19 protein-coding genes and 1 tRNA gene are annotated in these 22,895 nt (G+C 71.1%); 10 read left to right on the plus strand and 10 right to left on the minus strand.

The features are described from left to right. Positions 1 to 9 precede the first annotated feature (9 nt). Positions 10 to 2,703 carry a DNA polymerase I gene (gene polA / locus K6U06_RS04345; protein ID WP_262320675.1) on the minus strand — a complete coding sequence of 898 codons (2,694 nt, stop codon included), beginning with the start codon at positions 2,701 to 2,703 and terminating at the stop codon, positions 10 to 12. Between the two features lie 65 nt (positions 2,704 to 2,768). Between polA and K6U06_RS04350 the strand changes: the two genes are divergently transcribed. Next, complete coding sequence (locus tag K6U06_RS04350; RefSeq protein WP_262320676.1) at positions 2,769 to 3,428, plus strand: metal-dependent transcriptional regulator; 660 nt, start codon at positions 2,769 to 2,771, stop codon at positions 3,426 to 3,428. 75 nt (positions 3,429 to 3,503) lie between these two features. After that, positions 3,504 to 4,193 carry a DUF4232 domain-containing protein gene (locus tag K6U06_RS04355; protein WP_262320677.1) on the plus strand — a complete coding sequence of 230 codons (690 nt, stop codon included), beginning with the start codon at positions 3,504 to 3,506 and terminating at the stop codon, positions 4,191 to 4,193. Between the two features lie 157 nt (positions 4,194 to 4,350). Here K6U06_RS04355 and K6U06_RS04360 read toward each other — a convergent pair whose 3' ends face one another. The 3 genes from K6U06_RS04360 to K6U06_RS04370 form a co-directional block, all read right to left on the minus strand. After that, positions 4,351 to 4,935 (minus strand): ANTAR domain-containing response regulator, encoded by a 585-nt coding sequence (locus K6U06_RS04360; protein ID WP_262320678.1) that lies wholly within the window; start codon positions 4,933 to 4,935, stop codon positions 4,351 to 4,353. A gap of 74 nt (positions 4,936 to 5,009) precedes the next feature. After that, complete coding sequence (locus K6U06_RS04365; protein ID WP_262320679.1) at positions 5,010 to 5,309, minus strand: hypothetical protein; 300 nt, start codon at positions 5,307 to 5,309, stop codon at positions 5,010 to 5,012. A 50-nt stretch (positions 5,310 to 5,359) separates the two neighbouring features. Then, positions 5,360 to 7,453, minus strand: a complete 2,094-nt coding sequence (locus K6U06_RS04370) for a prolyl oligopeptidase family serine peptidase (RefSeq protein ID WP_262320680.1) — start codon at positions 7,451 to 7,453, stop codon at positions 5,360 to 5,362. A gap of 64 nt (positions 7,454 to 7,517) precedes the next feature. Between K6U06_RS04370 and K6U06_RS04375 the strand changes: the two genes are divergently transcribed. The 3 genes from K6U06_RS04375 to guaA are packed head-to-tail and all read left to right on the plus strand — an operon-like array spanning position 7,518 to position 11,279. Next, positions 7,518 to 8,207 (plus strand): response regulator transcription factor, encoded by a 690-nt coding sequence (locus K6U06_RS04375; RefSeq protein WP_262320681.1) that lies wholly within the window; start codon positions 7,518 to 7,520, stop codon positions 8,205 to 8,207. Next, entirely contained in the window at positions 8,208 to 9,698 is a 1,491-nt protein-coding gene (locus K6U06_RS04380; RefSeq protein ID WP_262320682.1) for a sensor histidine kinase, read from the plus strand. A 6-nt stretch (positions 9,699 to 9,704) separates the two neighbouring features. Beyond that, positions 9,705 to 11,279, plus strand: a complete 1,575-nt coding sequence (guaA, locus tag K6U06_RS04385) for a glutamine-hydrolyzing GMP synthase (protein WP_262320683.1) — start codon at positions 9,705 to 9,707, stop codon at positions 11,277 to 11,279. A 1,230-nt stretch (positions 11,280 to 12,509) separates the two neighbouring features. Here the strand turns inward: guaA and K6U06_RS04390 are convergent. The 3 genes from K6U06_RS04390 to K6U06_RS04400 all read right to left on the minus strand — a co-directional run bounded on the left by K6U06_RS04390 (position 12,510) and on the right by K6U06_RS04400 (position 13,642). After that, positions 12,510 to 12,926 (minus strand): PIN domain-containing protein, encoded by a 417-nt coding sequence (locus K6U06_RS04390; protein WP_262320684.1) that lies wholly within the window; start codon positions 12,924 to 12,926, stop codon positions 12,510 to 12,512. Between the two features lie 4 nt (positions 12,927 to 12,930). Then, positions 12,931 to 13,146: a CopG family transcriptional regulator gene (locus K6U06_RS04395; protein WP_262320685.1), complete on the minus strand. Its 216-nt coding sequence runs from the start codon at positions 13,144 to 13,146 to the stop codon at positions 12,931 to 12,933. A 409-nt stretch (positions 13,147 to 13,555) separates the two neighbouring features. Continuing rightward, a tRNA-Leu gene (locus tag K6U06_RS04400) sits at positions 13,556 to 13,642 on the minus strand. 174 nt (positions 13,643 to 13,816) lie between these two features. Here K6U06_RS04400 and K6U06_RS04405 point away from each other — a divergent pair. From K6U06_RS04405 to K6U06_RS04425, 5 genes are all read left to right on the plus strand, one after another. Beyond that, positions 13,817 to 15,004, plus strand: a complete 1,188-nt coding sequence (locus K6U06_RS04405) for an acyltransferase domain-containing protein (RefSeq protein WP_262320686.1) — start codon at positions 13,817 to 13,819, stop codon at positions 15,002 to 15,004. Further along, positions 14,986 to 15,984: a beta-ketoacyl-ACP synthase III gene (locus K6U06_RS04410; RefSeq protein WP_262320687.1), complete on the plus strand. Its 999-nt coding sequence runs from the start codon at positions 14,986 to 14,988 to the stop codon at positions 15,982 to 15,984. The genes K6U06_RS04405 and K6U06_RS04410 overlap by 19 nt, the downstream gene beginning before the upstream one ends. A gap of 85 nt (positions 15,985 to 16,069) precedes the next feature. Further along, positions 16,070 to 16,309 carry an acyl carrier protein gene (gene acpP / locus K6U06_RS04415; protein WP_262320688.1) on the plus strand — a complete coding sequence of 80 codons (240 nt, stop codon included), beginning with the start codon at positions 16,070 to 16,072 and terminating at the stop codon, positions 16,307 to 16,309. Further along, positions 16,309 to 17,529, plus strand: coding sequence for a beta-ketoacyl-[acyl-carrier-protein] synthase family protein (locus tag K6U06_RS04420; RefSeq protein ID WP_262320689.1), 1,221 nt, complete (start codon positions 16,309 to 16,311; stop codon positions 17,527 to 17,529). Before acpP ends, K6U06_RS04420 begins: the two co-directional genes overlap by 1 nt. A gap of 119 nt (positions 17,530 to 17,648) precedes the next feature. Continuing rightward, positions 17,649 to 18,482 (plus strand): TylF/MycF family methyltransferase, encoded by an 834-nt coding sequence (locus K6U06_RS04425; RefSeq protein ID WP_262320690.1) that lies wholly within the window; start codon positions 17,649 to 17,651, stop codon positions 18,480 to 18,482. Positions 18,483 to 18,835: 353 nt separating this feature from the next. Here K6U06_RS04425 and K6U06_RS04430 read toward each other — a convergent pair whose 3' ends face one another. Genes K6U06_RS04430 through bcp form a run of 3 tightly spaced genes read right to left on the minus strand, consistent with a single transcriptional unit; the run spans position 18,836 to position 22,824 of the window. Further along, positions 18,836 to 20,617 (minus strand): hypothetical protein, encoded by a 1,782-nt coding sequence (locus K6U06_RS04430; RefSeq protein ID WP_262320691.1) that lies wholly within the window; start codon positions 20,615 to 20,617, stop codon positions 18,836 to 18,838. Positions 20,618 to 20,621: 4 nt separating this feature from the next. After that, complete coding sequence (locus K6U06_RS04435; RefSeq protein WP_262320692.1) at positions 20,622 to 22,307, minus strand: glycosyltransferase family 39 protein; 1,686 nt, start codon at positions 22,305 to 22,307, stop codon at positions 20,622 to 20,624. A 58-nt stretch (positions 22,308 to 22,365) separates the two neighbouring features. Beyond that, entirely contained in the window at positions 22,366 to 22,824 is a 459-nt protein-coding gene (bcp, locus tag K6U06_RS04440; RefSeq protein WP_262320693.1) for a thioredoxin-dependent thiol peroxidase, read from the minus strand. Between the last annotated feature and the right edge of the window lie 71 nt (positions 22,825 to 22,895).

Below are 22,895 nucleotides of genomic sequence, written 5' to 3' on the forward strand. Positions count from 1 at the left end.
CCGTCCCCTCTAGCTCTTGGCCGACGCCCAGGTGTCGCCCCACGACAGGTTGACGGTGAGAGGCACCCGCAGCTCGGCGGCGCCGCCCATGGCGGCGCGCACCGCCTCCTCGGCGATGTCGTGCTCGTCGGGGGGCACCTCGAGGATCACCTCGTCGTGTACCTGCAAGACCAGTCTCGATGCCAGACCGGCGTCGGTCAGGCGGGCGTCGAGGCGGACCAACGCCACCTTGAAGATGTCCGCCGCCAGTCCCTGGATGCCGGCGTTCATGGCTTGACGCTCCCCAGCGGCGCGCACCTGGTAGCGGCCCGACTGCAGCTCGGGGATGAGCCGGCGGCGGCCGAAGAGCGTCTCGGTGTAGCCCCGGTCGCGGGCCTCGGCCACGACGCGGTCCATGTACGCCCGCACGTTCGGGAACCCTTCGAAGTAGGCCCGAAGGATCTGGTCGGCTTCGGCGACGGGCACACCGAGCCGCTGGGCCAGGCCGTAAGCCTCCATGCCGTAGGCCAGGCCGTAGGAGACCATCTTGGCTTTGGAGCGCATGGCTATCGTGACGTCCTCGGGTTGGACGCCGTAGATCCGCGCCGCGGTGGCGGTGTGGATGTCGGCGCCGGTCAGGAACGCCTCGACCAGCCCGGGGTCCTCGGCCAGGTGGGCGATGACCCGCAGCTCGATCTGGTTGTAGTCGGCGACGAGGAACTGGCATCCCTCCGCCGGCACGAAGCAGCTCCGGAACCGGCGGCCTTCCTCGGAGCGCACCGGGATGTTGTGCAGGTTGGGCTGGTCGGAGCTGAGCCGTCCGGTGCGGGCCACCGTCTGGTTGAACGTGGCGTGGATGCGGCCATCGGCGGCCACCTCGGCGAGCAGCGACTCGCCGTAGGTCGAGCGCAGCTTCTCGACTTCCCGGTAGCGCAGCAGCGCCTCGACGATGGGGTGCTCGCCTCGCAGCTTCTCGAGGGTCTGAGCGTCGGTCGAGAAACCGGTCTTGGTCCGCTTCTGGGGGGTCAGCCCCAGCTTGACGAAGAGGATCTCGCGCAGCTGCGGGGTGGAGTTGACGACGAAACGCTCGCCGGCGAGCTCCTGGATCTCCTCCTCCAGACGGCTCACCTCGGAGGACAGCTCGTTGGACAGCTCCTTCAGCTGGGCCACGTCGACGCGGACGCCGGCTTCCTCCATCCGGGCGAGGACGCTGACGAGCGGCCGTTCGACCTCGTCGTAGAGCGCGGACATGCCCCGGGCGGAGAGGGCGGAGCTGAGCGGCTCCACGAGCCGGGCGACCGCGGCGGCCCGGCGGGCCGCTTCGGCGGAGGGTTCGGGGGCGTTGCCGGTCAGGTCCAGCTGCCCGGCCGGGGGCGCTTCGGGCCCGCGCAGCTCGATCTGGGCGTAGCGCAACGCCAGATCCTCGAGCAGGTACTGGTCGCCGGCGGGGTCGACGAGGTAGGCGGCGATGGCGGTGTCGAGTTGGAGGTGGGAGAAGCTGACGCCGAGCACCGCCAGGCCCCGCATCAGCGCTTTCGCGTCGTGGGCCGACACGTCGGTGCCCGTCGCGCCGAGCAGGCGCCCGAGCGACGCCCGCAGGCCACCGTCGGCGAGCCCGGCCCCGTCGATCCACGCCACCTCCACCGGATCGCCGGCCGGGAGCGCCACGAACGCCAAACCGATCAGCGCCGAGCGCCCCTCGAGGCCTTCCCAGGCGCCGGCGACGGTCAGGGCCGTGCCCGACGCGATCCACTCGTCGATGCGGGCCGCGGCGGCCGCCACGTCGAGGGCCTCGGTCGCGACGTCCAGGCTGTCGCCGGCGGGCAGCAGCGCGCCGGCCCCTTTCCCGTCCGTCTCCGTCGCCTCGAGGAAGCGGTCCCAAAGCGTGCGGAACTCGAGGAAGTCGAAGAGCCGCTTCACCTCGTCGCTGTCCCATCCGCCGAGCGCGGCGGCGTCGGTGTCGAGCTCGACTGGGACGTCGCGCACCAGCGGCGTGGCCTTGGCGTTCTGGCGGACCGTCTCCTCCGCCGCGGCCAGGTTCGAACGCAGCTTCGGTGACAGCTCGTCGAGGTGGGCGAAGATGCCGTCGAGGTCGCCGTAGGTGTTGATCAGCTTCGCCGCGGTCTTCTCCCCCACTCCAGGGACGCCGGGCAGGTTGTCGGAGGGGTCGCCGCGCAGCGCCGCATACTGCGGGTAGCGCTCCGGGGTCACCCCGGTGCGGGCCTCGATGCCGGCCTCGTCGTAGAGGACGTAGTCCGACACGCCCCGCCGGTTGTAGAGGACCCGGACGTGGGGGTCGTGCACCAGCTGGTAGCAGTCCCGGTCGCCGGTGACCACGATCACGTCGTCGCCCCGCTCGTCGGCTTGGGTGGCCAGCGTGGCCAGCACGTCATCGGCCTCGAAGCCGGGCAGCTCCAGGGTGGGGATCTTCAAGGTGTCGACCAGCTGGCGGACCAGGCCCATCTGCTGGCGCAAGATGTCGGGCGTCTCGGCCCGCCCGGCCTTGTAGTCGCCGATCATCTCGTGGCGGAAGGTCGGCTCCGGCCGGTCGAACGCGGCGACGACCTGGTCGGGTTTGTGGTCCTTTATGAGGTTGACCAGCATCGACGTGAACCCGAACACCGCGTTGGTGACCTGGCCCGACGCGGTCGCCATGTCCGTCGGCAGCGCGAAGAACGCCCGGTAGGTGAGCGAGTTGCCGTCGATCAACATGAGTCGGGCCATTGCCGTCGATGCTAGGGCGTGAGCGGCGCCAGCGAACCGGGCCGGCGGGGGTAGGCTCCCCGGACGTGGCCGACGGCTTTCACCCCCCTGTCGAGGAGTACCTCGAGGCTGTGCACGAGCTGGAGGAGGAGGGTGTGGCGGTCATCCAGGCCCGCCTCGTCGAGCGCCTCGGGCACTCCGCGCCGGCCGTGTCGGAGATGGTCCGCCGCCTCGCCGACGACGGCTATGTCACCGTGTCGGGCCGGACCATTTCCCTCACCGACATCGGCGTGGCGAAGGCCGAGAGCGTCGTGCGCAAGCACCGTCTGGCCGAGCGGCTGCTGACCGACATCATCGGCCTGCCGTGGGACAAGGCCCATCTGGAGGCCGGGCGCTGGGAGCACGTGATCTCCGACGAGGTCGAAGCCCGGCTGATCGAGATCCTCGGCCATCCCACCACCTGCCCGCACGGCAACCCGATCCCCGGCGCCCAGGTGAGCACCGAGCCCACCACCGCGCTGGCCGACGCCGGAGCCGGCGACCAGATCCGGCTGCGGCGGGTCACCGAGCAGGTGGAGATCGACGGCGACGCGCTGCGCTACCTGTCCTCCCACGGTTTCGTGCCCGGCGTCGTCGCCACCATCTCGTCGCGGGCGCCGGACGGGACCCTCACCCTCGACGTCGGCACCCACAGCTTCTCGCTCGGCCCCGGCCTGGCCCGCCAGCTCTACGTCGTCGCCGCCTGACCCGAGCGGGTCACGGCCCCGGACCGGGGTCCAGGTCAACCGCGTGGGGGCTTGGCGCGTCGTACGTTCATGACCATGCGCAGCACTGATCCCGTCGCCCGCACCTCCCGCCGCTTCCTGGCGCCCCTGCTCGGGGTGGGCGCGGCCGCGGTGCTCGCCGCCGGCTGCGGCGCCTCGTCGCACTCCTCCTCGGCGTCCACCACCGCCCCGACGGCGGTGCCGGTGACCACCGCAGCCGGCGGCGGGTCGACGTCCACCGCTCCGGCCACGACCGCGCCGGCAGCGACGACGACTGCGCCGGCGACCACCGCGCCGGCCAGCACCGCCCCGGCCGGACCCCAGCCGTGCGCCACCGCGCAGCTGACCCTGTCCCTAGGGCTGGGCAACGGCGCAGCGGGGAGCACCTACGTCCCCTTGTACCTTGCCAACTCCGGGCCATCGACGTGCACCCTGAGCGGGTATCCGGGGGTGTCCTACGTCGGGGGCGGCAACGGCACCCAGATCGGGGCGGCGGCCACCCGAGACCCGTCGACCCCGGTCGCCACCGTCTCGCTGGCCCCCGGCCAGCGGGCCCAGTCGCAGCTGCGGCTCATCGACCCCTACGACTTCGACACGTCCACCTGCAAGATGGTGCCGGTCCAGGGTTTCCGGGTGTACCCGCCGGGCCAGACCGCCGCCGCGTTCGTGAAGGACCCGGGCCAGGCGTGCTCGTCGACGACGCTGCCTCAGCCCGCTTTGTTCGTCGGGGCGGTGCGAGCCGGCTGACCGGGCCCTCTCGGCGACCGGCGCGGCCGGCGCCTCACGGTGAGCGGAGCTCGATGCCGTGCTTGACGGCCAAGCGGCGCTCCAAGCCCCGCTTGACGGTCAGGCCCGGTCCGGCCCAGTCAGGCCCCGGTCGAGCGGTCAGGCCCCGGTCAGGCAGTCAGGCCGGGTCGGGGCGCAGGCTGCCGTCGATGACCCGCCGGGCGATCTCGGGCATCTGAAGTCGTTCGCGCATCGACGTGGTGCGGATCCAGGCGAACGCGTCAGGCTCCCGCCACCCCATCTCGTCCATCAAGATGCCCTTGGCCCGCTCGACCAGCTTTCGGGCCTCCAAACGGTCCTCCAGCGACTTCACCTGCTCGTCGAGGGCCTTCATCTCCTCGAAGCGACCGAGCGCGATCTCGATCGCTGGCAGCAGCTCACTCTTTTGGAAAGGCTTGACGAGATAGGCCAACGCCCCGGCCTGGCGGGCCTGGTCGATCAGGTCCCGCTGGCTGAACGCGGTCAGGATCAGCACCGCGGCCATCCGCTCGGAGCTGATCGCCCGGGCTGCGGTCAACCCGTCAGCGCCGGGCATCTTGATGTCCAAGATGGCGAGGTCGGGCCGCTGCTTGCGGACCAGTTCGATGGCCTCGTCGCCGCGGCCGGTCTCGCCGACGACGTCGTAGCCCTCCTCCTCGAGGATCTCCTTCAGGTCCAGCCGGACGATGGCTTCGTCTTCGGCAATCACCACGCGCACAGCCATGGGCCTCGCTCCTTCTTCGCCAGCGGGGTCGGTGTCTTCAGGTCAGGGTCTAACAGGCTTGGGCCCGTCGTACGTCATTCGGGCTTGGCGCCGATCACCAGCTTGTCGAGCAGCTGGTCCTGGGACAGCTGGAGCTCGGCGATGGTGGCCGCCAGGGCCGAGCGGCTGCGGGCCATCGCGTCGGCGTGGCGCTGCGCTTCGGTGTACTCCCGGTGGGCCAGCGGCGTCTCCGACACCAGCGAGCGGATGCGGGCCTCGTCGGCGGCCTCGGCCAGCGCCTCAAGCTGCTCGTCGACGACGGCCATCTCCTCCCTGGCGCGCTTGAGCCGCTGGGCGACGTCGAACAGCCGGCGCTCGATCGAGGCTCGCGACATGGGACCCAACAGTGTAGTGACCCGCCGGGCGCCCGGGAGGCCGCGGCCGGCTAGGGCAGCGAAAGCCCGAGCTGGGCGGCGAGGAACGCCAGCTGGTCCGCTGACAGCGACACGGCCCGGGCGACGCCCCGCGCTCCGTGCCCGACGTCGGCCTCCCGTCGCAGGATGACCGGACGGTCCTCGACCGCCGCAGAGGTGGCGTGCTGCAACGCGGCCGCCAGCTTGCGGGCGTGGAGCGGGTCGACTCTCGTGTCCCCGTCGAACACGGTGAAGAGGACCGCAGGGTACGAAGCGCCGTCGCGCACGTGGTGGTAGGGCGAGTACGACAGGAGCCAACCCAGCTCCGTCGGGTCGTCGGCCCGGCCGTACTCGTCGTTCCATGTCGCTCCGAGACCAAAACGCTCGTAGCGGACCATGTCGAGCAGCGGGGCTGAGCACACCACCGCCCGGTAACGCTCCGGGCTGCGGGTGAGCGCGGCTCCCACCAGCAGACCGCCGTTGGACCCGCCCATGATCCCGAGCTGGTCGTTGGTGGTCCACCCCTCCGCGACCAGGTGGTCGGCGACGGCCTCGAAGTCCTCGAACACCCGGGTCTTGTGCTCGCGCATCCCGGCCCGGTGCCAGCCCTCGCCTTCTTCCGAGCCGCCCCGCAGGTTGGCTACGGCCCACACCCCGCCGGCTTGGACCCACGCCAGGATCGACGACGAGTACGCGGGGGTCATCGCCACGTTGAACCCGCCGTATCCGTAAAGGACCGCCGGCCGGGGTTGGTCGGGAGCGTCGACGGGAGCGACCACGGTGACGCGCACCTCGGTCCCGTCAGCCGATCGGCATGTCAGCTGGCGGGAATGGACGGCGGGCGTCGCGGCGCCGGGGCCCGGAGCGGCTCCGATCCCGTCGGTGTCGGGCGCCAGCGAGCCGGTCAGCGGGTCGAGGGCCAAGACCTGGTAGGGCGTCGCGTAGTCGGTGTAGGCGACCCACACCGGCCCCGCTTCGTCGCGCCGGCTGGTGAGGTCGGCGCTGCCAGCGCCGGGGAGCGCCACCGGCCGGCGCCGGATCCCGGTGACTCGATCGTGCACCGCCAGCTCCGAAAGGGCGTGGCGGGAGTGGACCACCACCAGCTCCTCGCCGACCAGGGCGTAGTCCTCAAGCACGGCACCGTCGGGGTCCTCGGCGATCACGTCCCGCCAGCCCGACACGGCGGGCGCGGCCGGGTCGGTGACGCACAGCTTCCGGCGCGGGGCGTGAAGGTCGGTCACCAGCCACAGCTGGCCTCGGCGGTCGAAGTGCGGCCAGGTTTGGGCGTCGACGCCGACCACGACCGGCGTCCAGCCGTCTACCGGGCGGCCCTCGTCCAGCTCGGCGACGTGCAACTCGTTGCGGGGCGCGGTGCCCAGGCTGGCGGTGACCGCCGCCCACCGGCCGTCGTCGGAGACGGTGACCCCCAAGTACGCGGTCGGGTCGATCCCCTCACCAAAGAGCAGCACGTCCTGGTCGGGGTCGGTGCCGACTCGGTGGATCCAAAGGCGGCGGTGGAACGCCTCCTCGCCGGCGGGCACCTGACCGGGCGCCAGGCGCCGGACGTAGAGCAGCGCGTCGCCTCCCGGCAGCCACGCGAGCGGGCTGTAGCGGACCCGGTCGACCGGGCCGTCCAGGCGCTCTCCAGTCGCGGTGTCCACGATCCACAGGCGGCTCTCCTCGTCCCCGCCTTCGGAGAGCAGGTACGCCAGGCGGTCCCCTTCGAGCGACGGCGCCCACCCGTCGAGGGTCGTGGTGCCCTCCGCCGACAACGCGTTGGGGTCGACCAGCACCCTCACGTCGGTGCCGCCGCGGCGGGCGCCCTCGCTGTCAGCCACCCTCAGCACCGCGTGGTCCTGCGCGGCCTCCCGCCGGGCCCAAAACCACCGGCCGCCGGCCACGACGGGCGGCCCGGTCACGTCGGGGACCAGCTCCCTCAGGCGGGCCCGTAGCGGACCCCGCTCCGCCAGCGGTTCGAGCACTGCGGAGGTGAGAGCGTCTTGAGCCGAAGACCACGCCTCCACCTCCGGATCGGCGGCGTCCTCCAGCCAGCGGTAGGGGTCGGCCACCTGGTACCCGTGCAGCGTGTCGACGATGTCCTGGCGGCGGGTGTCGGGGTAGCGCATCGCCGGTGACGGTACCGGGCTTCCCATTGGTTTCAGCCCTTTCTCATGTCAGTCGGACACACTGGTGGGCGTGAAGGTCCTGGTGGTCGACGACGAACCCGCGGTGCGCCAAGCCCTCGATCGGGCCCTGCGCTTCGAGGGCTACCAGACCGAGCTGGCCGAGGACGGCAGCGCCGCTCTGGCCGCCCACGCCCAGTCCCCCGCCGATGCCGTGGTCCTCGACGTGGCCATGCCCCGCATGGACGGTTTGGAGGTGTGCCGGCGGCTGCGCTCAGCCGGCGACGGCGTGCCGATCCTTCTCCTCACCGCTCGAGCGGCGGTCGACGAGCGGGTGGCCGGCCTCGACGCCGGCGCCGACGACTACCTGGTCAAGCCGTTCGCGCTGGAGGAGCTGCTGGCCCGGATCCGGGCCCTCCTCCGGCGCAACGCCCCCCTCTCGGAGAACGAGATCCTCCGCTTCGCGGACCTTTCCCTGGACCCCGGAACCCGCGACGTGCGCCGAGGCGGCCGGCGCATCGAGCTGACGAGGACCGAGTTCCTGCTCCTCGAACTGCTGCTGCGCAACCCCCGCCAGGTCCTGCCCCGCGAGGTGATCTTCGACCGGGTGTGGGGCTACGACTTCGGGGCCAACTCCAACAGCCTCGAGGTGTACATCGGCTACCTGCGGCGCAAGACCGAGGCTGACGGCGAGCCCCGCTTGATTCACACCGTCCGCGGCGTCGGGTACGTGCTGCGCCTGCCAGTGGAGGACTGAGTGCGGGCCTGGTTGCGCAAGGCCAGCTTCCGGTCGCGTGTGACGGTGCTGGTGGCGGTGGCGGTCGGCTTCAGCGTCGCGCTCGCTGCTCTCCTGTCGTACTTCGTGGTCCACCGGGAGCTGTACCGCCAGGTCGACGACCAGCTCGCCAGCGACTTGCAGCTGGTGACGTCGTCCAATGGGCCGATCGACCTGCGCCAGGCGACTTTCCTGTTCGGGCGGGTCCACAACGGCGACATCCTGCAGATCATCGGCTCGTCGGGCGTGCCGAGCTCGACGAGCGTGGTCCTCTCGACGGGCACCGTCAGCATCCCGGTGTCGGCGGCCGAGCAAGCCATGGCCGACGGCCGCAGCTCGGCCGCGGCCATCTCCGGGACGGTGTCGACCAGCACCGGGACCTACCGGGTCGAGACCATCCCGGCCCGCGACGCCACCACCGGCTCGCCGCTGGCGATCAGGGTCGTCCACCGGATCAACGACATCCTCTACAGCCTCCGGGAGCTGCGCCTCGTGCTGCTGCTGGTCGGTCTCGCCGGCCTGGCCGTCGCCATCGCGCTCGGCTACGCCGTGGCCCGGGTCACGATCCGGCCCGTGGAGCGTCTCACCGGCGCCGCCGAGCACGTCGCCGCCACCCAGGACCTCGACGCGACCATCGAGGACGACGGCGACGACGAGCTGGCCCGCCTGGCTCACGCGTTCAACGCCATGCTCGCCGCGCTCCGAGCCTCCCGAAGCCAGCAAGCCCAGCTGGTGTCCGACGCCGGCCACGAGCTGCGAACCCCCCTCACCAGCCTTCGGACCAACATCGAGGTGCTGCTGCGCACCAGGGACCTCCCCGAAGCCGACCGGGCCGAGCTGCTCGGCGACGTGAGGGCCCAGCTCGAGGAGTTGACCACGCTGATCGGCGACATCGTGGAGCTGGCCCGCCAGGAGGAGACCCAACCGGAGCCGACCGAGATCCGCCTCGACTCCCTCGTCGAGCACGCGGTGGAGCGGGCCCGGCGCCGGGCTCTCAGCGTGACCTTCGACGTTCACCTGGACCGGGGGTCGGTACGAGCCCAGCCGGCGCTGCTGGAACGGGCGGTGCTCAACGTGCTCGACAACGCCGCCAAGTGGAGTCCCGCCGGCGGCCGGGTCGAGGTCACTTTGCGCCGCAGCGACCACTGGACCCTTGACGTCCGCGACCACGGCCCGGGCATCGCGCCGAGCGACCTTCCCCGGGTCTTCGACCGGTTCTACCGGGCCCAGACCGCTCGCAGCCTTCCGGGATCGGGGCTCGGGCTGGCCATCGTGGCCCAGGTCGTACGCAGTCACGGAGGGGTGGTCACGCCGTTCCTGCCTCCCGACGGCGGCACGCTCATGCGCATCGAGCTGCCGATCGTGGCCGAGAGCGAGGCCGGCCATGAGCTGGGCGGGGGCCACATACAAGGGCCTCCGGGCGGCGATGTAGCCTCTCTGGATGAGACGGTGCCCAGCGCCAGTAGCCGGTAGGCGACCATGACCGGGACCACCGGGCCGGTCCTCGTAGTCGACTACGGAGCCCAGTACGCCCAGCTGATCGCCCGGCGGGTGCGCGAGGCCCACGTTTACAGCGAGATCGTCTCCCACAAGACGCCGACCGAGGAGATCCTGGCTCGGCGTCCGGCGGCGATCATCCTCTCCGGCGGACCGGCCAGCGTGTACGCCGAAGGCGCGCCGGCCACCGACGCCGCCCTGATGCAGGCCGGGGTCCCGGTGTTCGGGATCTGCTACGGCTTCCAGGCCATGGCCCAGGCGCTCGGCGGCTCGGTGGCCCCCACCGGGCTAGCGGAGTTCGGCCGCACGGAGGTGGAGGTCGCCACCGGCAGCGACCTGTTCAAGGGCCAGCCCGACCACCAGGTGGTGTGGATGTCGCATCGCGACAGCGTCGTCGGGCTTCCTCCCGGCTTCGATGCCACCGGCTCGAGCGCCGGGGCCGCCATCGCGGCCTTCGAGCATCGCGACGCCCGGCTGTGCGGGGTGCAATGGCATCCCGAGGTCCTCCACTCCGCCCACGGCCAGGCGGTGCTCGAACGGTTCCTCTACGACTACGCCGGCGTGGAGCCTGCCTGGACGACAGGCAGCATCATCGAAGACTCGATCAAGTCGATCGCCGACACGGTCGGGTCCCGCCACGTCATCTGCGGCCTCTCCGGCGGCGTCGACTCGGCCGTGGCCGCAGCGCTGGTGCAGCGCGCCGTCGGCGACCAGCTGACCTGCGTGTTCGTGGACCACGGGATGCTCCGAGAAGGCGAACGGGTCCAGGTGGAGGAGGACTATGTCCGGGCCACCGGCATCCAGCTGAAGGTGGTCGACGCCAAGCAGCGCTTCCTCGACGCCCTCGACGCCCTCCCGGACCCGACCGACCCAGAGGCGAAGCGCAAGACCATCGGCCGCGAGTTCATCCGGGTCTTCGAGGCCGCGTCGGCGGAGGTCATCGCCGAGCAGGGCGGCACCGACGACATCGAGTTCCTCGTCCAAGGCACCCTCTACCCCGACGTGGTCGAGTCCGGCGGAGGCGAGGGAACGGCCAACATCAAGAGTCACCACAACGTCGGGGGTCTTCCTTCCGACTTGAAGTTCGAGCTGATCGAGCCGTTGCGGAAGCTGTTCAAAGACGAGGTGCGCGCCGTAGGCGTCGAGCTGGGCCTGCCGACCGAGATGGTGTGGCGCCACCCGTTCCCCGGTCCCGGGCTGGCCATTCGGATCATCGGGGCGGTGACCGAGGATCGCCTCGCCGTCCTCCGGCGCGCCGATGCCATCGTGCGCGAGGAGATGACCGCGGCGGGAGTGGACCGCCAGGTGTGGCAATGCCCGGTGGTGCTCCTTGCCGACGTCCGCTCGGTTGGCGTGCAAGGCGACGGGCGCACCTACGGCCACCCAATCGTGCTGCGCCCGGTCAGCAGCGAGGACGCCATGACCGCCGACTGGTCGCAACTCCCCTACGACCTACTTGGGCGCATCTCGACGCGGATCACCAACGAGGTGGCCGAGGTCAACCGCGTGGTCCTAGACATCACCAGCAAGCCGCCCGGCACCATCGAGTGGGAGTGACCGCCCCAGGGCGGCACCTGGCGTCGACGACCGGCATGCGGCGGGGCGAGGGGCTCGGACTCCGGTTCGGAGATGCCGACCCTCGATGCGGCCGTCTTGCTGTTCGCCACCCGCTGGTGTCAGCCAGCTAAGCCGTCAACGAGTCGACGCCGAAGACCGATCAGGCCCGCGCCGTCGACCTCGACGAGCAGAACGTCGAGTACCTTCGTCCCCGCACGGAACGACAGCAGGCGGAGCCGGCGGCCTTGGCGGTCCGGCCATCAGGCGAGCCGTCTGTGTTCCGCCGGTAGGACGGCTGCCGGATCCACCCTGACCGCTACAGCCCGAAGTTCCGACAAGCTGGTCCGAGGGTCCGGCTCCCTCGCGTCCGACCCCCACGACCTTCGCCACACCCACGCCACCATTGGCCTGCGGGCCGGCGTGCCGGTGAAGGCCATCAGCGACCGCCTCGGCCAAAAAGGATCCGGCCTTCAGCATGAAGCAGAACGCCCGTGTCGTTCCTAGCGTGCAGGCGGACCCGGCTGCCCTGGTCGCGGCGCTGGCAGCAGGCCGCCGCCGCGACGCCTAGCAGCCTCCTTCCCCAACAAGCCGGCCGCAGGCCGCTGCGTTAGCCAACGGGCCCCCGGGGCCCGTTGCGCCTTTCCTGGGCACAGCCCAAGGCACGAGGCGACCTTCGGCCGCCTCGCTACCGCCCTCGACTCGCTCCGCTCGCTCGGTTGGTGCCTGGAGGAAGCTGCCCGGGCCTCCCAGCTCGAGGATGCTGCCAGCGAGCGCGGCAACATCCGGCCCGGAGCAGAGGTTTGACCCCTCGGAAAACCAAGCGCAGAAACTGGGAAGCGGTGACAGAGCAACGCTACGGCCAGGGCTTCTGTAGTGGCGGCGGGGGCGACGGCGGGACGCTGACTGTGCACGTTCCCGCTAGCCAAAAGGGCAGGCCGAGCGGGGGTGTGCAGGCGCTGCACAAGGTCATGTCCACCCGCACGGGGTGAACGCTGGTGGAGTCATCGGACTAACGGCGCCATGCCATTGACGTGCCATGACCAGGATTCTGCCGGGGCGGCGGCTCCGGCGCACTCGTGCATAGTCCGTCGACTTCTCGGGCGCAGACTCAGCTAAATACCGTCAAAAACCCAACCCGCCACCCTGCATGACCTGGGCTACGAAGGTTGATCAAGCCCCGACATATTCGCCCGAGAAACGCCGTCCCCAGCCTGAGGGTCCGTAGCCCCGTCAACGCGGCAGCACGTCAAAGGAGCGGCCATCGAGGGAGCGGAGGACGTCGAAGTGCCGGTGGTCCAAGCTGGCGATCACACGCGTCCGATACCGCTCGGCCAACACCACGATCGATGCGTCCGCCACGCCGATCGCCTGGTCTCGGTAGCGGGAGATGACCTCCCGGCAGCGCCGAAGCCCCTCTTGGTCGAACGCCGGCAAGTCCCACGCTCCGCCGGTCAGCTCGTCGAGCACGGCGAGTTCGTCGTCCACCCCGTGTCGGGTAGCAACGAGGTAGTCCAGCTCCGCCACCACGTACGGCGAAACGACCAACGCATCAGCTCTGGCAAGCACGTCTGACACCGCTTCGTGGTCGGGCTCGGACGCATCGAAGAACGCCAGGAGGGCGCTCGTGTCCACGACGACAGGAGGCACGCCCTCAGCGTTCCCCGAAGCCGGCAAGCATCTCCTCGGCGTCACGGGCGATCGGCTGACCGCTCGAGTACAGAGCACCACGAGCACGAGGCCGGACGCCGCCAACTGATGCGCGGATCGACTCGCGAATGATCTCTGCCTCCGACACCCCGCGCTCCGCAGCAGCCCGCTTGACCGCCGACTTCAAGTCCTCCGGCAGGTAAAGCGTCGTCTTCTCCACCCCTGTATGGTACCACCGGTGGCGCCACCATTTGAGCGCAGAGGCGCCCGCATGCGTGCCTGCCGCGGCTTGTCCTGAGCTGGACGGAACGGTTCCCGCCACCCATATGCTCTTGGCGAGGGATGATCGCCGTAGCCCCAGCGGCTCCGAGCGCGATGCGACACCTCCGACCGTCGGCGACGTTGACGCAGCGAGGCTACGGAGGACGAGGGCGGCGACATCCAGACCGGAGCGTTTGACAGAGGTTTGACCCGTCCGAAAACGAACCACAGAGGCAGGGAAGCCCTGTCAGAAAGTGTCTCTGACCAGGGCTTCGGTAGGGGGGGCCTGGATTTGAAGGGGCGGCCTTGGGGTTATGAGCCGGAAGTCTCCGCTCCGTGCGAGTGAGCGGGGGGTTGCAACCAACCGGTGGTGGGCGCGGCGGGACTTGAACCCGCACGACCTCTCGGTCAAAGGCTTTTGAGGCCTCCGTGTCTGCCGATTCCACCACGCGCCCGAGGCGGCAAGCCGGCCAAGCGTAGCCTCCTTCGCCCCCGCGCACCGGCCCGGCGAAGTTACCCACTGGTTTGTCACCTCCAGGGCCGCTCGTCGGTCAGAATCTGGGTACGCAACCTGCGACGCCCTCCCCCGGCGCCGCCGAGACCGAGAGGAGTTCGACCTGCCTGCCTTCGTGTTCCCCGGTCAAGGATCCCAGCGGCCGGGAATGGGCCGCCCCTGGACCGACCATCCCTCCTGGGACGTGGTGGTCGACGCGTCGGAAGCCTCGGGCCGAGACCTGGGCCACCTCCTCACGGAGGCTGACGCCAGAGAGCTGACCGAGACCCGCAACGCCCAGCTGGCCACCGTGACTCTCTCGATGGTCGTCCTCGACGCCATCGAACGGCTCGGGATCGCCCCCACGACCGTCGCCGGCCACAGCGTCGGTGAGTACACCGCGCTGATCGCCTCTGGCGCCTTGGGCTTTGAGGACGGCATCCACCTGGTGACCGAGCGAGGCGAGGCCATGCAGGCCGCCGCCGACATCACCACCGGCAGCATGATGGTCGTGCGCGGCGCCGACGCCGACACCATGGACATCGCCTGCCGCCTGGCCGACGGCGACGTCTGGGTGGCCAACTACAACAGCGCCGACGAGACGGTGATCGCCGGCGAGCTCGAGGCGCTCGAACGGGCCTGCGAGCTGGCCCTGTCCGTCGGTGCCCGCTCCGTGGCCCCCGTCGATGTAGGAGGGGCCTTCCACACGCCGCTCATGAGTCCCGCCCGCGACCGGCTCCGCAAGGCTCTGGCTACCACCGTGTTCCACCCGGCCGAGATCCCAGTCGTGACCAACGTCGACGGGCGGGCCCACACCGATCCCGACGACTGGCCGGTTCTGCTGTCCGCGCAGCTGTGCAACCCGGTGCGCTGGCGCCAGAGCCTGGTCCGCCTCGGCGGCCTGCACGACCGGGGCGGCGCCGTCGAGCGGCTCTTCGTGGAGATCGGGCCCGGCGGCTCGCTGGCGGCGATGATCAACCAGTCGCTGCCGAGTATGACGACCGTCTCGGTCTCACGGCCCGCCGACCTAGACCATCTCGTCGACGCGGTCGCCGGCGACAGCGCGCTGCACGCGTTCGCGGCCGGGCACCAAGGGGAGCAGCTCTACGTGTCTGAGCGCCTGGTGATCAGTCCCGGACCGGGGGTCTTCGCCCCGGCCAGCGACGCGGTCGAGGCGGCGCCAGTGGAGGTCGGGACCCTGCTCGGCCGGGTCGGGGCCGACGAGGTGCGTTCCCCCTTCGCCGGTCAGATCATCGGGATGCTGGCGCAGCCCGGAGAGCGGGTCCAGACCGGACAGCCCATCGCATGGCTGCGCGCCTCGTGACCACCAGAGGAGCGGCAATCACCGGGTGGGGCACCGCTCTACCCGACCGGGTTGTCACCAACACCGACATCATGACGCTGTTCGAGACCTCCGATGAGTGGATCCGCGAACGCAGCGGCATCGCCACCAGGCGGGTCGCTACCGGCCCCTTCATCACCGATCCCCCGCCGCACCATCCACCCGACGGGCTCGGGACCACTGGCCAGCTCGCGGTGGCGGCGGGACGCGAGGCGTTGGCCGCGTCCGGTATAGAGGGGTCGGACGTCGGCCTGGTCATCCTCTGCACCACCACGCCAGACCAGCTCATCCCAGCGTCGTCGGCTGCGGTTTCCTCAGCGCTCGGCATCGCCGGAGGGGCGATGGACATCAACGCCGCGTGCGCGGGTTTCACCTACGGGCTGGTCACCGCCTCGAGCATGGTCGCGGCCGGGTTGGACCGGGTGCTGCTCATCGGCGCCGAGACCCTAAGCCGGGCCACCAACTGGGAGGACCGGACCAACGCGTTCCTCTTCGGCGACGGCGCCGGCGCGGTGGTCGTCGAGGCCATCCCCGGGGAGACCTCCCTGCTCGGCTGGGATCTCGGGGTCGACGGAAGCTTGGTCCCGATCCTCTACGCCGATCACGGCTCCGGCATGGTCATGAAAGGCCAGGAGGTGTTCCGCCGCGCCGTGCGCGCCACCGTCGCCTCTGCCACGCTCAGCCTGGAGCGGGCGAAGGTCAGCGCTGACGACATCGCGCTGTTCGTCCCTCACCAGGCCAACATCCGCATCATGGACGCCGTGGCGGACCGCCTTGGACTGCACAAGGACAAGATCGCGTCGGTCATCGACCACACGGGCAACACCAGCTCGGCGTCAATCCCCTTGGCGCTGGTCGAGGCGGCCAAGCAGGGGCGCCTGGCCGACGGCGATCTGGTCCTGCTGGCCGGTTTCGGCGCGGGCATGACCTGGGCGTCCGCCGTCTGGCGATGGGGACACTGACCCCCCGAGACGCGCCTGCGCTATCCCGACCCGTTACATTCGCAACTTCCCAGCCACACACAGCCACACACAGACGGAGCAGACCATGGACAACGACGAGGCCTTCGACAAGTTCAAGCAGTGCGCAGTCGAGGTGCTGCAGGTCGAGCCGGAGAAGGTCGTGCTCGACGCCAAGTTCGGCGATGACCTCGACGCCGACAGCCTGGATCTGGTCGAGTTGGTGATGGCCCTCGAAGAGAGCTTCGACATCACCGTTGACGAGTCGGAGCTCGAGGGCGTCACGACCGTCAAGCAGGCGTTCGAGCTCGTCACGTCCAAGCTCTGATGCTGGCGTTGCAGGGAGCTGCCGACGGCACCGGAGCAGTCCCCGGTCGCCGGGTCGCCATCACCGGTGTCGGTGTGGTGGCGTCGTGCGGAATCGGCGCCGAGGCGTTCTGGGCCGGCCTGCTTGGCCCGGCACCGACCACGACGATCCGCCGGGTGGAGGGCCTCGACGCCACTGCGCTCTACGGGCCGAAGGAGATCCGCCGGGTCGATCCCTTCACCCAGTTCGCCGCCGTCGCCGCCGAGGAGGCGGTGACCGACGCCGGAGGCGTCGACGCGCTCCGAGGCGACCCGGACCGGGCGGGGGTCATCATCGGCACGGGGGTCGGCGGCCTGGATACTCTCCAGGACCAGACCAAGGTCCTCCTCGAGAGGGGCAGCCGACGGGTCAGCCCGTTCCTCGTACCGATGATGATGGGCAACCGGGCGGCCGCCGACGTGTCGATGCGCTACGGCCTGAGGGGTCCCTGCGAGGCCACCGTGACCGCGTGTGCCGCAGGCACCCACAGCGTGGGCAACGGAGCCCGGCTCATCGCCACCGGCCGCTGCGACGTGGTGCTGGCAGGCTCCGCCGAGGCGCCCCTCTCCGAGATCGGTATCGCTGGCTTCGCGAACATGACCGCCCTGTCCACCAGCGGAGTGTCCAAGCCCTTCGACGCCCACCGCGACGGCTTCGTGATCGGCGAAGGCGGCGCGGTCCTGGTCCTCGAGGAGCTGGAGCGGGCCAAGGCCCGAGGCGCCCACATATACGCCGAGATCGCCGGCGCCGCCAGCACCGCCGACGCCCACCACGTGACCGCGCCCGCCCCCGGCGGGTGCGGCGCGGTGGCCTGCTTGGAGCAGGCCCTGCTCGACGCCTGTCTGCGACCCGACCAGGTCAGCCACGTCAACGCCCACGGAACCTCGACGCCGCTCAACGACGCCGCCGAGGCCCAGGCTCTGAGCAAAGTGTTCGGGACCCCCGGACCGGCGGTCACCTCGATCAAGGGGGTCACCGGCCACTCGCTCGGTGCTGCCGGCTCGCTCGAGGCGGTCGCCTTGGCGCTGACCTACAAGCACCGGGTCATCCCGCCGACCGCCGGGCTGACGCAGCTCGATCCGGAGATGTCGATCGACGTGGTGACCGGCGAAGCCCGGCAGTGGGATCCGGCCCCGGCGATGTCCAACTCCTTCGGCTTCGGTGGCCACAACGGCAGCCTGGTGTTCGTTCCCTCCATCTGACAGCCCAGCTCTTCGAGGACCGGCAGCCTCCCGTAGCTCCAGGAGCTCATTAGACCCGCCGCCGGCCGCCGACCCGCGAGATGGTGCTTCGCCGCCCGGCGCACCGCGATACTGCATGAATGCGCCCGCCGATCCCTGAGCCCGCCGCCCGCTACTTGGAGCTGCTCGCCGGGTGCCTCACCCGGGATCTCTTCATCGACGAGGAGGTCCGCAACGTCGACCTGGCAACCTGGCCTGGCGGCGAGCCGGTCGGGTTGCGGTCGATGCTGCGGGCCAGAGGCTGGCGGGTCGTCGCTCCCGGCGCCACCCGCCAGGCCAGATCAGTCGGCAACGATTGGCCGCCCCACGCCGAGACCATGATCGGCCTGGCCCGCCTGGCCAACGTCCTCGACTGCACCAGCCGAGCGCTGGCCGACGGGGTCCCCGGCGACCTGGTCGAGACGGGCGTGTGGCGAGGTGGAACCAGCATCTACCTGCGGGCCATCCTGGCCGCTCTCGGCGACCCCGACCGGAGAGTGTGGGCGTGCGACTCGTTCGAGGGGCTACCCGAACCCGATGCCGTCCGGTACCCCCAAGACGTCCCGATGAAGCTGCACACCTACTCGCAGCTGGCCGTCGGGCTCGAGGAAGTGAAGGCCAACTTCGCTCGTTACGGGCTTCTCGATGATCGGGTTCGCTTCGTGCCGGGCTGGTTTCGCGACACTCTGCCGGCGCTGAGCCACGAGTTGGGGCCGATCGCCGTGTTGCGCCTCGACGGCGACCTGTACGAATCGACGATCGACGCTCTAGCCAGCCTCGAACCGAAGGTCTCGCCAGGCGGTTTCGTCATCGTCGACGACTACGGCGGGATCGAGGCCTGCCGAGACGCGGTGAGTGACTACCGGGCTGACGCCGGCATCGACGCCCCGATCCAGGCTGTGGACTGGACGGGGGCGTGGTGGCGAAAGCCGTAGGACGGATCCGGGCCGAGACCCCGGCGGCCCGGCGCTCGGACAGGACCGACCTGCGCATTGCTCGGGCTGAGCCGCCTGCTGCCCGCCCGGGCGTCCCGATGAAAGCCGCGACACACCTTCCGGCCGATCGCCGCCGTGTGTCGCGGGTAATCCGTCCCAACCCCTGCGATCCGCGACATACCTGGCCTCCCGCCGCCAGGTGTGTCGCGGTTTGCATCGCCCCGGCCCCCCGAACGCCCCGGCCCCCGGACGCCCCGGCCCCCGGACGCCAAGAACCCCGAACGCCGCCACCCCGCCGAGCACCCCAGGCCCCAAGCGGCGCGCCCGCGAGAAACCGAGCGCCGCGAGCGCCGTCAGAGCAGGTGCAGGCGAAGCTCGACGAGCCCTGGCGAGGCGGCGTCGAGGAGCAACCAGCGTCCGGGCGCCTCGCTGAGCGTCGCCGCTCCGGCCTCGACCTGCCACGCCGGGCTCCAGCGGACCCGGACGACCACCGGCCCGGGCGCGGTCACCGCGACCGACAGACGGCTGCCGTCGAGGTGCACCAGGCGTCCGCCGGCCCCGACGATCCCGGCGCTGCCGAGGACCTGGTAGACGCTCCAGCCGCCGCGGTGCCACACCGGCCGGAGGCCGGGCACTCCGCGCTCGACCAGCGCAGCCTCGGCGGTACCGGCGGCGTCCAGGGGGGCGGAGGAGAGGGCCACCCACCGCACGCCGTTGTCGAGCAGCCACGCCCGATAGGAGCTGGCGGTGAGGGCGCCGGGCGTGTAGAAGATCGGGTTGTCGGCGACGTCGAGCTGGCGTTCCCAGCCCCTGGCCAGCGGGACCGATGGGGCGACGTAGGCAGTCTCCCAGTGGTCGGCGGTGGGGACGACCTCGGTTCGCCCTGGAGGCCCGGGCCGATGCGATAGGTAGCTCGAAAGCGGCTGGTAGTAGGCCGCGTGGGTCCACGGGCGGCCCGGGTTGCTGGTCATGGCCGCCCACGCCGGCGCCCACTGCGACAACAGCAGCGGGACGGCGAGGACCGCCAACACGACCCGCCGGCGGCCCATAAGCGCCCCGGCTACGGGCAGCCACGCGGGCCGGGACGACGGGGCGGTGCGTCGGGGGTGCTGCGATACCGCCGGCGGCGCCGACTCGGAGGATGCGACCGGCGACGGCGGCGTCGAGGGGGCCGTGCGGGGCCACAGGCCGGCCACGACGAGGGGGAAAGCGACTAGGTCCTCGAGGCGGCCGATGTTCCCGCCGAGGGGCGTCGCGATCACCTCGCTCAACGTGGCGGCGACGACGAAAAGGACGGCGCCGGCGCGCAGTGCCGCCTGGTCCCTGGGCACCGCAGTCCAGACGGCGGCGGCGACGACGCATTCCCACAGGTAGTCGGTGAAGGGATACGGCATCGGTCCCTGCCCCGGGAACAGCAGTGACGTCACCCCGACGGGCACCGCGGCCGCGGCCAGGACCGCCAGGTAGCCGCCAGCCACCTTTCCGCCCCCGGCGGGCAGCACCGCCCGCCGCAACCACGGCCACCTACCCGCCGCCTCTCGGGGCGCCGGAGGCCACCGTTTGGCCAGCCCGCTGTTGGCGACCCAGACCGCCGCCACGGCCAACGCGACGAACGCCCCGGCCAGAGGACTGGCAAGAGTCGCCAGGGCGGCGCCCCCCGCGGCAAGCGTCCAGCGCCGCCGGGCCAAAGCCACCAGACACCACAGGCCGGCGGCCTCCCCGGCGAGGAAGGTCAGCTGCCCGATCGAGCTTTGCACCGCGACGCCCAGCGCGAACACGACCGACGCCGCCCGGGCCCGGTTCCCGAGCTCCCAGACCACGAGCCGGTCGAATGCCAGCGTCGCGGTCACCGCGGCGAGGACCGTTACCAGGCCGACGCCTATCGACGCGGCCACCGCCGGGAACAAGACGCTGTAGTCGAGCAGCCAGTGCCCCCCGAACCACTGGCTGTCCCACAGCGCGAAGCCCTGCCGGCGGAACAGACCGACCCGGTAAAGCTGTGCGGGCAGGTCGACGCCACGCCAGCCGAGCAGGAGCCCAGCCACCACGACAGCGCCGGCGAGCGCTCCGACACCGGCGGTGCGCGCGTCGAGCGACGCCCAGCGGGACCGGAGGCCCGCTGCCGGGGCGGTCACAGGATCATATGCAAGACATCTGGCCGGCCTGCTTGACGAACAGCTCGCCGACCACCGCGCTGAACGGCCGCGGGACCGTCGCCTCCGCGTAGCTGCGGGTGGGGATCAGCGACGACTGCCCGGCGAGGAGCCGGTCGACCGCCTCCACCTTGCCGTTGGCGGCGCGCGACCACGTCGAACCGGAGGCACCGATGGCCTTCACCGGGTTGACCTCGAGGATGGCGGCGCCGGGGGGCAGCGCGGCGACCGTCGGCAGGACGGTCTGGCACACGTTGGCGGCCTCCAGGCGGTGCACCAGGTCGGTCCAGTTGACCACCGTCGGGTCGGCCACTGGCCCGGTCGGGGTGACGTAGGTGTAGTCAGGCCCGAGGTAGTGGCGGACCACCGCGAGCTGCTCGGTCTGGGCGACGACGATGACGTCGCCGGGACGCAGATCGGGGGCCGCGGCGCCTGCGACGGCCGCCACGTTGCTCTTGGCGTAGTGGGCGGAGGGGTTCGGCAGCAGCGAGCCGATCAGGCTCCAGCCGGCGCAGAGGGCGCAGACCGTGCCGATCACCGCCCGCCCCCGGGAGGTGGTGGCCAGGGCGCCGGCGGCGGCGAGGATGAGCGGCCCGAACACGACGCCGAGGTAGCGCACCGTCCAGGACGGGTCGATGTAGGCGCCCAGCCAGCCCAGCGCCAAGGCGGCGATGCCGATGACCGCCAGCAGCCCGACACCGTCCCCGCCGGCGAGCTGCTCCCCGCCGGCGACGGTCCGGGCCTGCCGCTCTGACCTGGTCCACCACGCACCGAACGCCAGCAGCGGAGCGACGACGAAGCCGAGCGTGCCGCCGAGCATCGAGGCCGGGTCGGCGAAGAAGTCGCCCACTCCCGGCGGCACCGCCCACGGAGCGGCAGTGGTGCGGGCCTGCACCAAGAAGCTGGGCAGCCAGGGCAGGTACAGCACGAAGACGGCGCCGGCTCCGAGCATCACCGCCCTCAGCAGCGCCCGGTCCCCGTCACGCAGGGCCCGCACGAGCAGCACGCCGACGGTGACCGCGAACAGGTAAAGGGACCAGTTGTGGGTGTAGAGCAACGCGCTGTAGGTGACGACCGCACCGGCCGCGTCGACCAGGCGGCGGTAGCGCAGCGCCCGCACCACGAAAGCGACGGCTACGCACCCGAGCCCGCAGACAAGCGTGTACATCCTGGTTTCGGTGCCGTACCAGTTGAGAAAGGGGCTGGTCGCGGCCAGGCCGGCCGCGGCCAGGCCAGCGGCGCGTCCAAAGAGGGTGCGTCCCGCCCACCAGGCCGCGAAGACGACGCCTAGGGAGATGACCAGCGCCAGGGTGTGGGTCGCCACCGGGGACGAGCCGAACCACTGCAGCCAGTAGTGCAGGAGGTAGTAGAACAGCGGCGGTGACCCGTCCCGGCGCAGCAACCCGGGGATCTGCCCGATGGGGTGGCTGGCGATGCCGATGCTGATGCCCTCGTCGACCCAGTAGCTGCGGCCCAGGTTGGGCACCCGCAGGACCGCCGCCAGCACGGTGAGGGCGGCGACGATGCGGACGTCCCATCGGGAGCCCCACGGGGCCTCCGGGAGCCGTTCCAGCCACTGCCGGGGGCGCTCGCCGAGAGCGACGGGTGACTCGGCGATAGCTCCTCTCAGCGCCAAGGGGGCTCCGCCGCCCACCGACTCCGAGCCGCGCATTTTGCCAAGTGTAGTAACGCAAGGCGGCGGATCCACGGCACCACCCGCCAGGACGGGTTCAGCCCAGCGCGGCGAGAAGCTTTACCGGGGTGTCCTTCGGGCTGATCTTGTACCAGACCTGCTCGAGGGCGCCCTTCTCGTCGACGAGGAACGCCGAGCGCTCGACGCCCATGTACTTCTTTCCGTACATGCTCTTTTCGACCCAGACGCCGTAGGACTCCGCCACCGCGTGGTCCGGGTCGGAGAGCAGGGGGAAACCGAGGGAGTACTTCTCGTCGAAGCGGGCCAGCTTGGCGGGCAGGTCCGGGCTGACCCCGACCACCGCGGTGTCGCCGATGGCCCCGAGGATGTCGCGCAGGCCGCACGCCTGGGTGGTGCAGCCGGGGGTGTCCGCCTTCGGGTAGAAGTACACCAGCACCTTGCGGCCCTTGAACCCGGCCAGCTCCACGGGGGCACCGGACTGGTCGGCCAGCGAGAACGCCGGCGCCTCGGCGCCCTGCTCCAATCGATCACCCATGGCCGGGATGCTAGAGGCTGCGCCGGCCTGGTCGCCGGGTGACTAGAGCGACGTAGGCAGGTAGCGTCCGA

This window comes from Acidiferrimicrobium sp. IK (assembly GCF_025499425.1).
Classification (GTDB): Bacteria; Actinomycetota; Acidimicrobiia; order Acidimicrobiales; family Palsa-688; genus Acidiferrimicrobium.

Coding starts and splice junctions, on each gene's coding strand:
- K6U06_RS04410 (WP_262320687.1), top strand. CDS start 14,986: ATGGCTGCGCGCCTCGTGACCACCAGAGGAGCGGCAATCACCGGGTGG.
- K6U06_RS04365 (WP_262320679.1), bottom strand. CDS start 5,309: ATGTCGCGAGCCTCGATCGAGCGCCGGCTGTTCGACGTCGCCCAGCGG.
- polA (WP_262320675.1), bottom strand. CDS start 2,703: ATGGCCCGACTCATGTTGATCGACGGCAACTCGCTCACCTACCGGGCG.
- K6U06_RS04435 (WP_262320692.1), bottom strand. CDS start 22,307: ATGCGCGGCTCGGAGTCGGTGGGCGGCGGAGCCCCCTTGGCGCTGAGA.
- K6U06_RS04425 (WP_262320690.1), top strand. CDS start 17,649: ATGCGCCCGCCGATCCCTGAGCCCGCCGCCCGCTACTTGGAGCTGCTC.
- acpP (WP_262320688.1), top strand. CDS start 16,070: ATGGACAACGACGAGGCCTTCGACAAGTTCAAGCAGTGCGCAGTCGAG.
- K6U06_RS04360 (WP_262320678.1), bottom strand. CDS start 4,935: ATGGCTGTGCGCGTGGTGATTGCCGAAGACGAAGCCATCGTCCGGCTG.
- guaA (WP_262320683.1), top strand. CDS start 9,705: ATGACCGGGACCACCGGGCCGGTCCTCGTAGTCGACTACGGAGCCCAG.
- K6U06_RS04355 (WP_262320677.1), top strand. CDS start 3,504: ATGCGCAGCACTGATCCCGTCGCCCGCACCTCCCGCCGCTTCCTGGCG.
- K6U06_RS04370 (WP_262320680.1), bottom strand. CDS start 7,453: ATGCGCTACCCCGACACCCGCCGCCAGGACATCGTCGACACGCTGCAC.
- bcp (WP_262320693.1), bottom strand. CDS start 22,824: ATGGGTGATCGATTGGAGCAGGGCGCCGAGGCGCCGGCGTTCTCGCTG.
- K6U06_RS04420 (WP_262320689.1), top strand. CDS start 16,309: ATGCTGGCGTTGCAGGGAGCTGCCGACGGCACCGGAGCAGTCCCCGGT.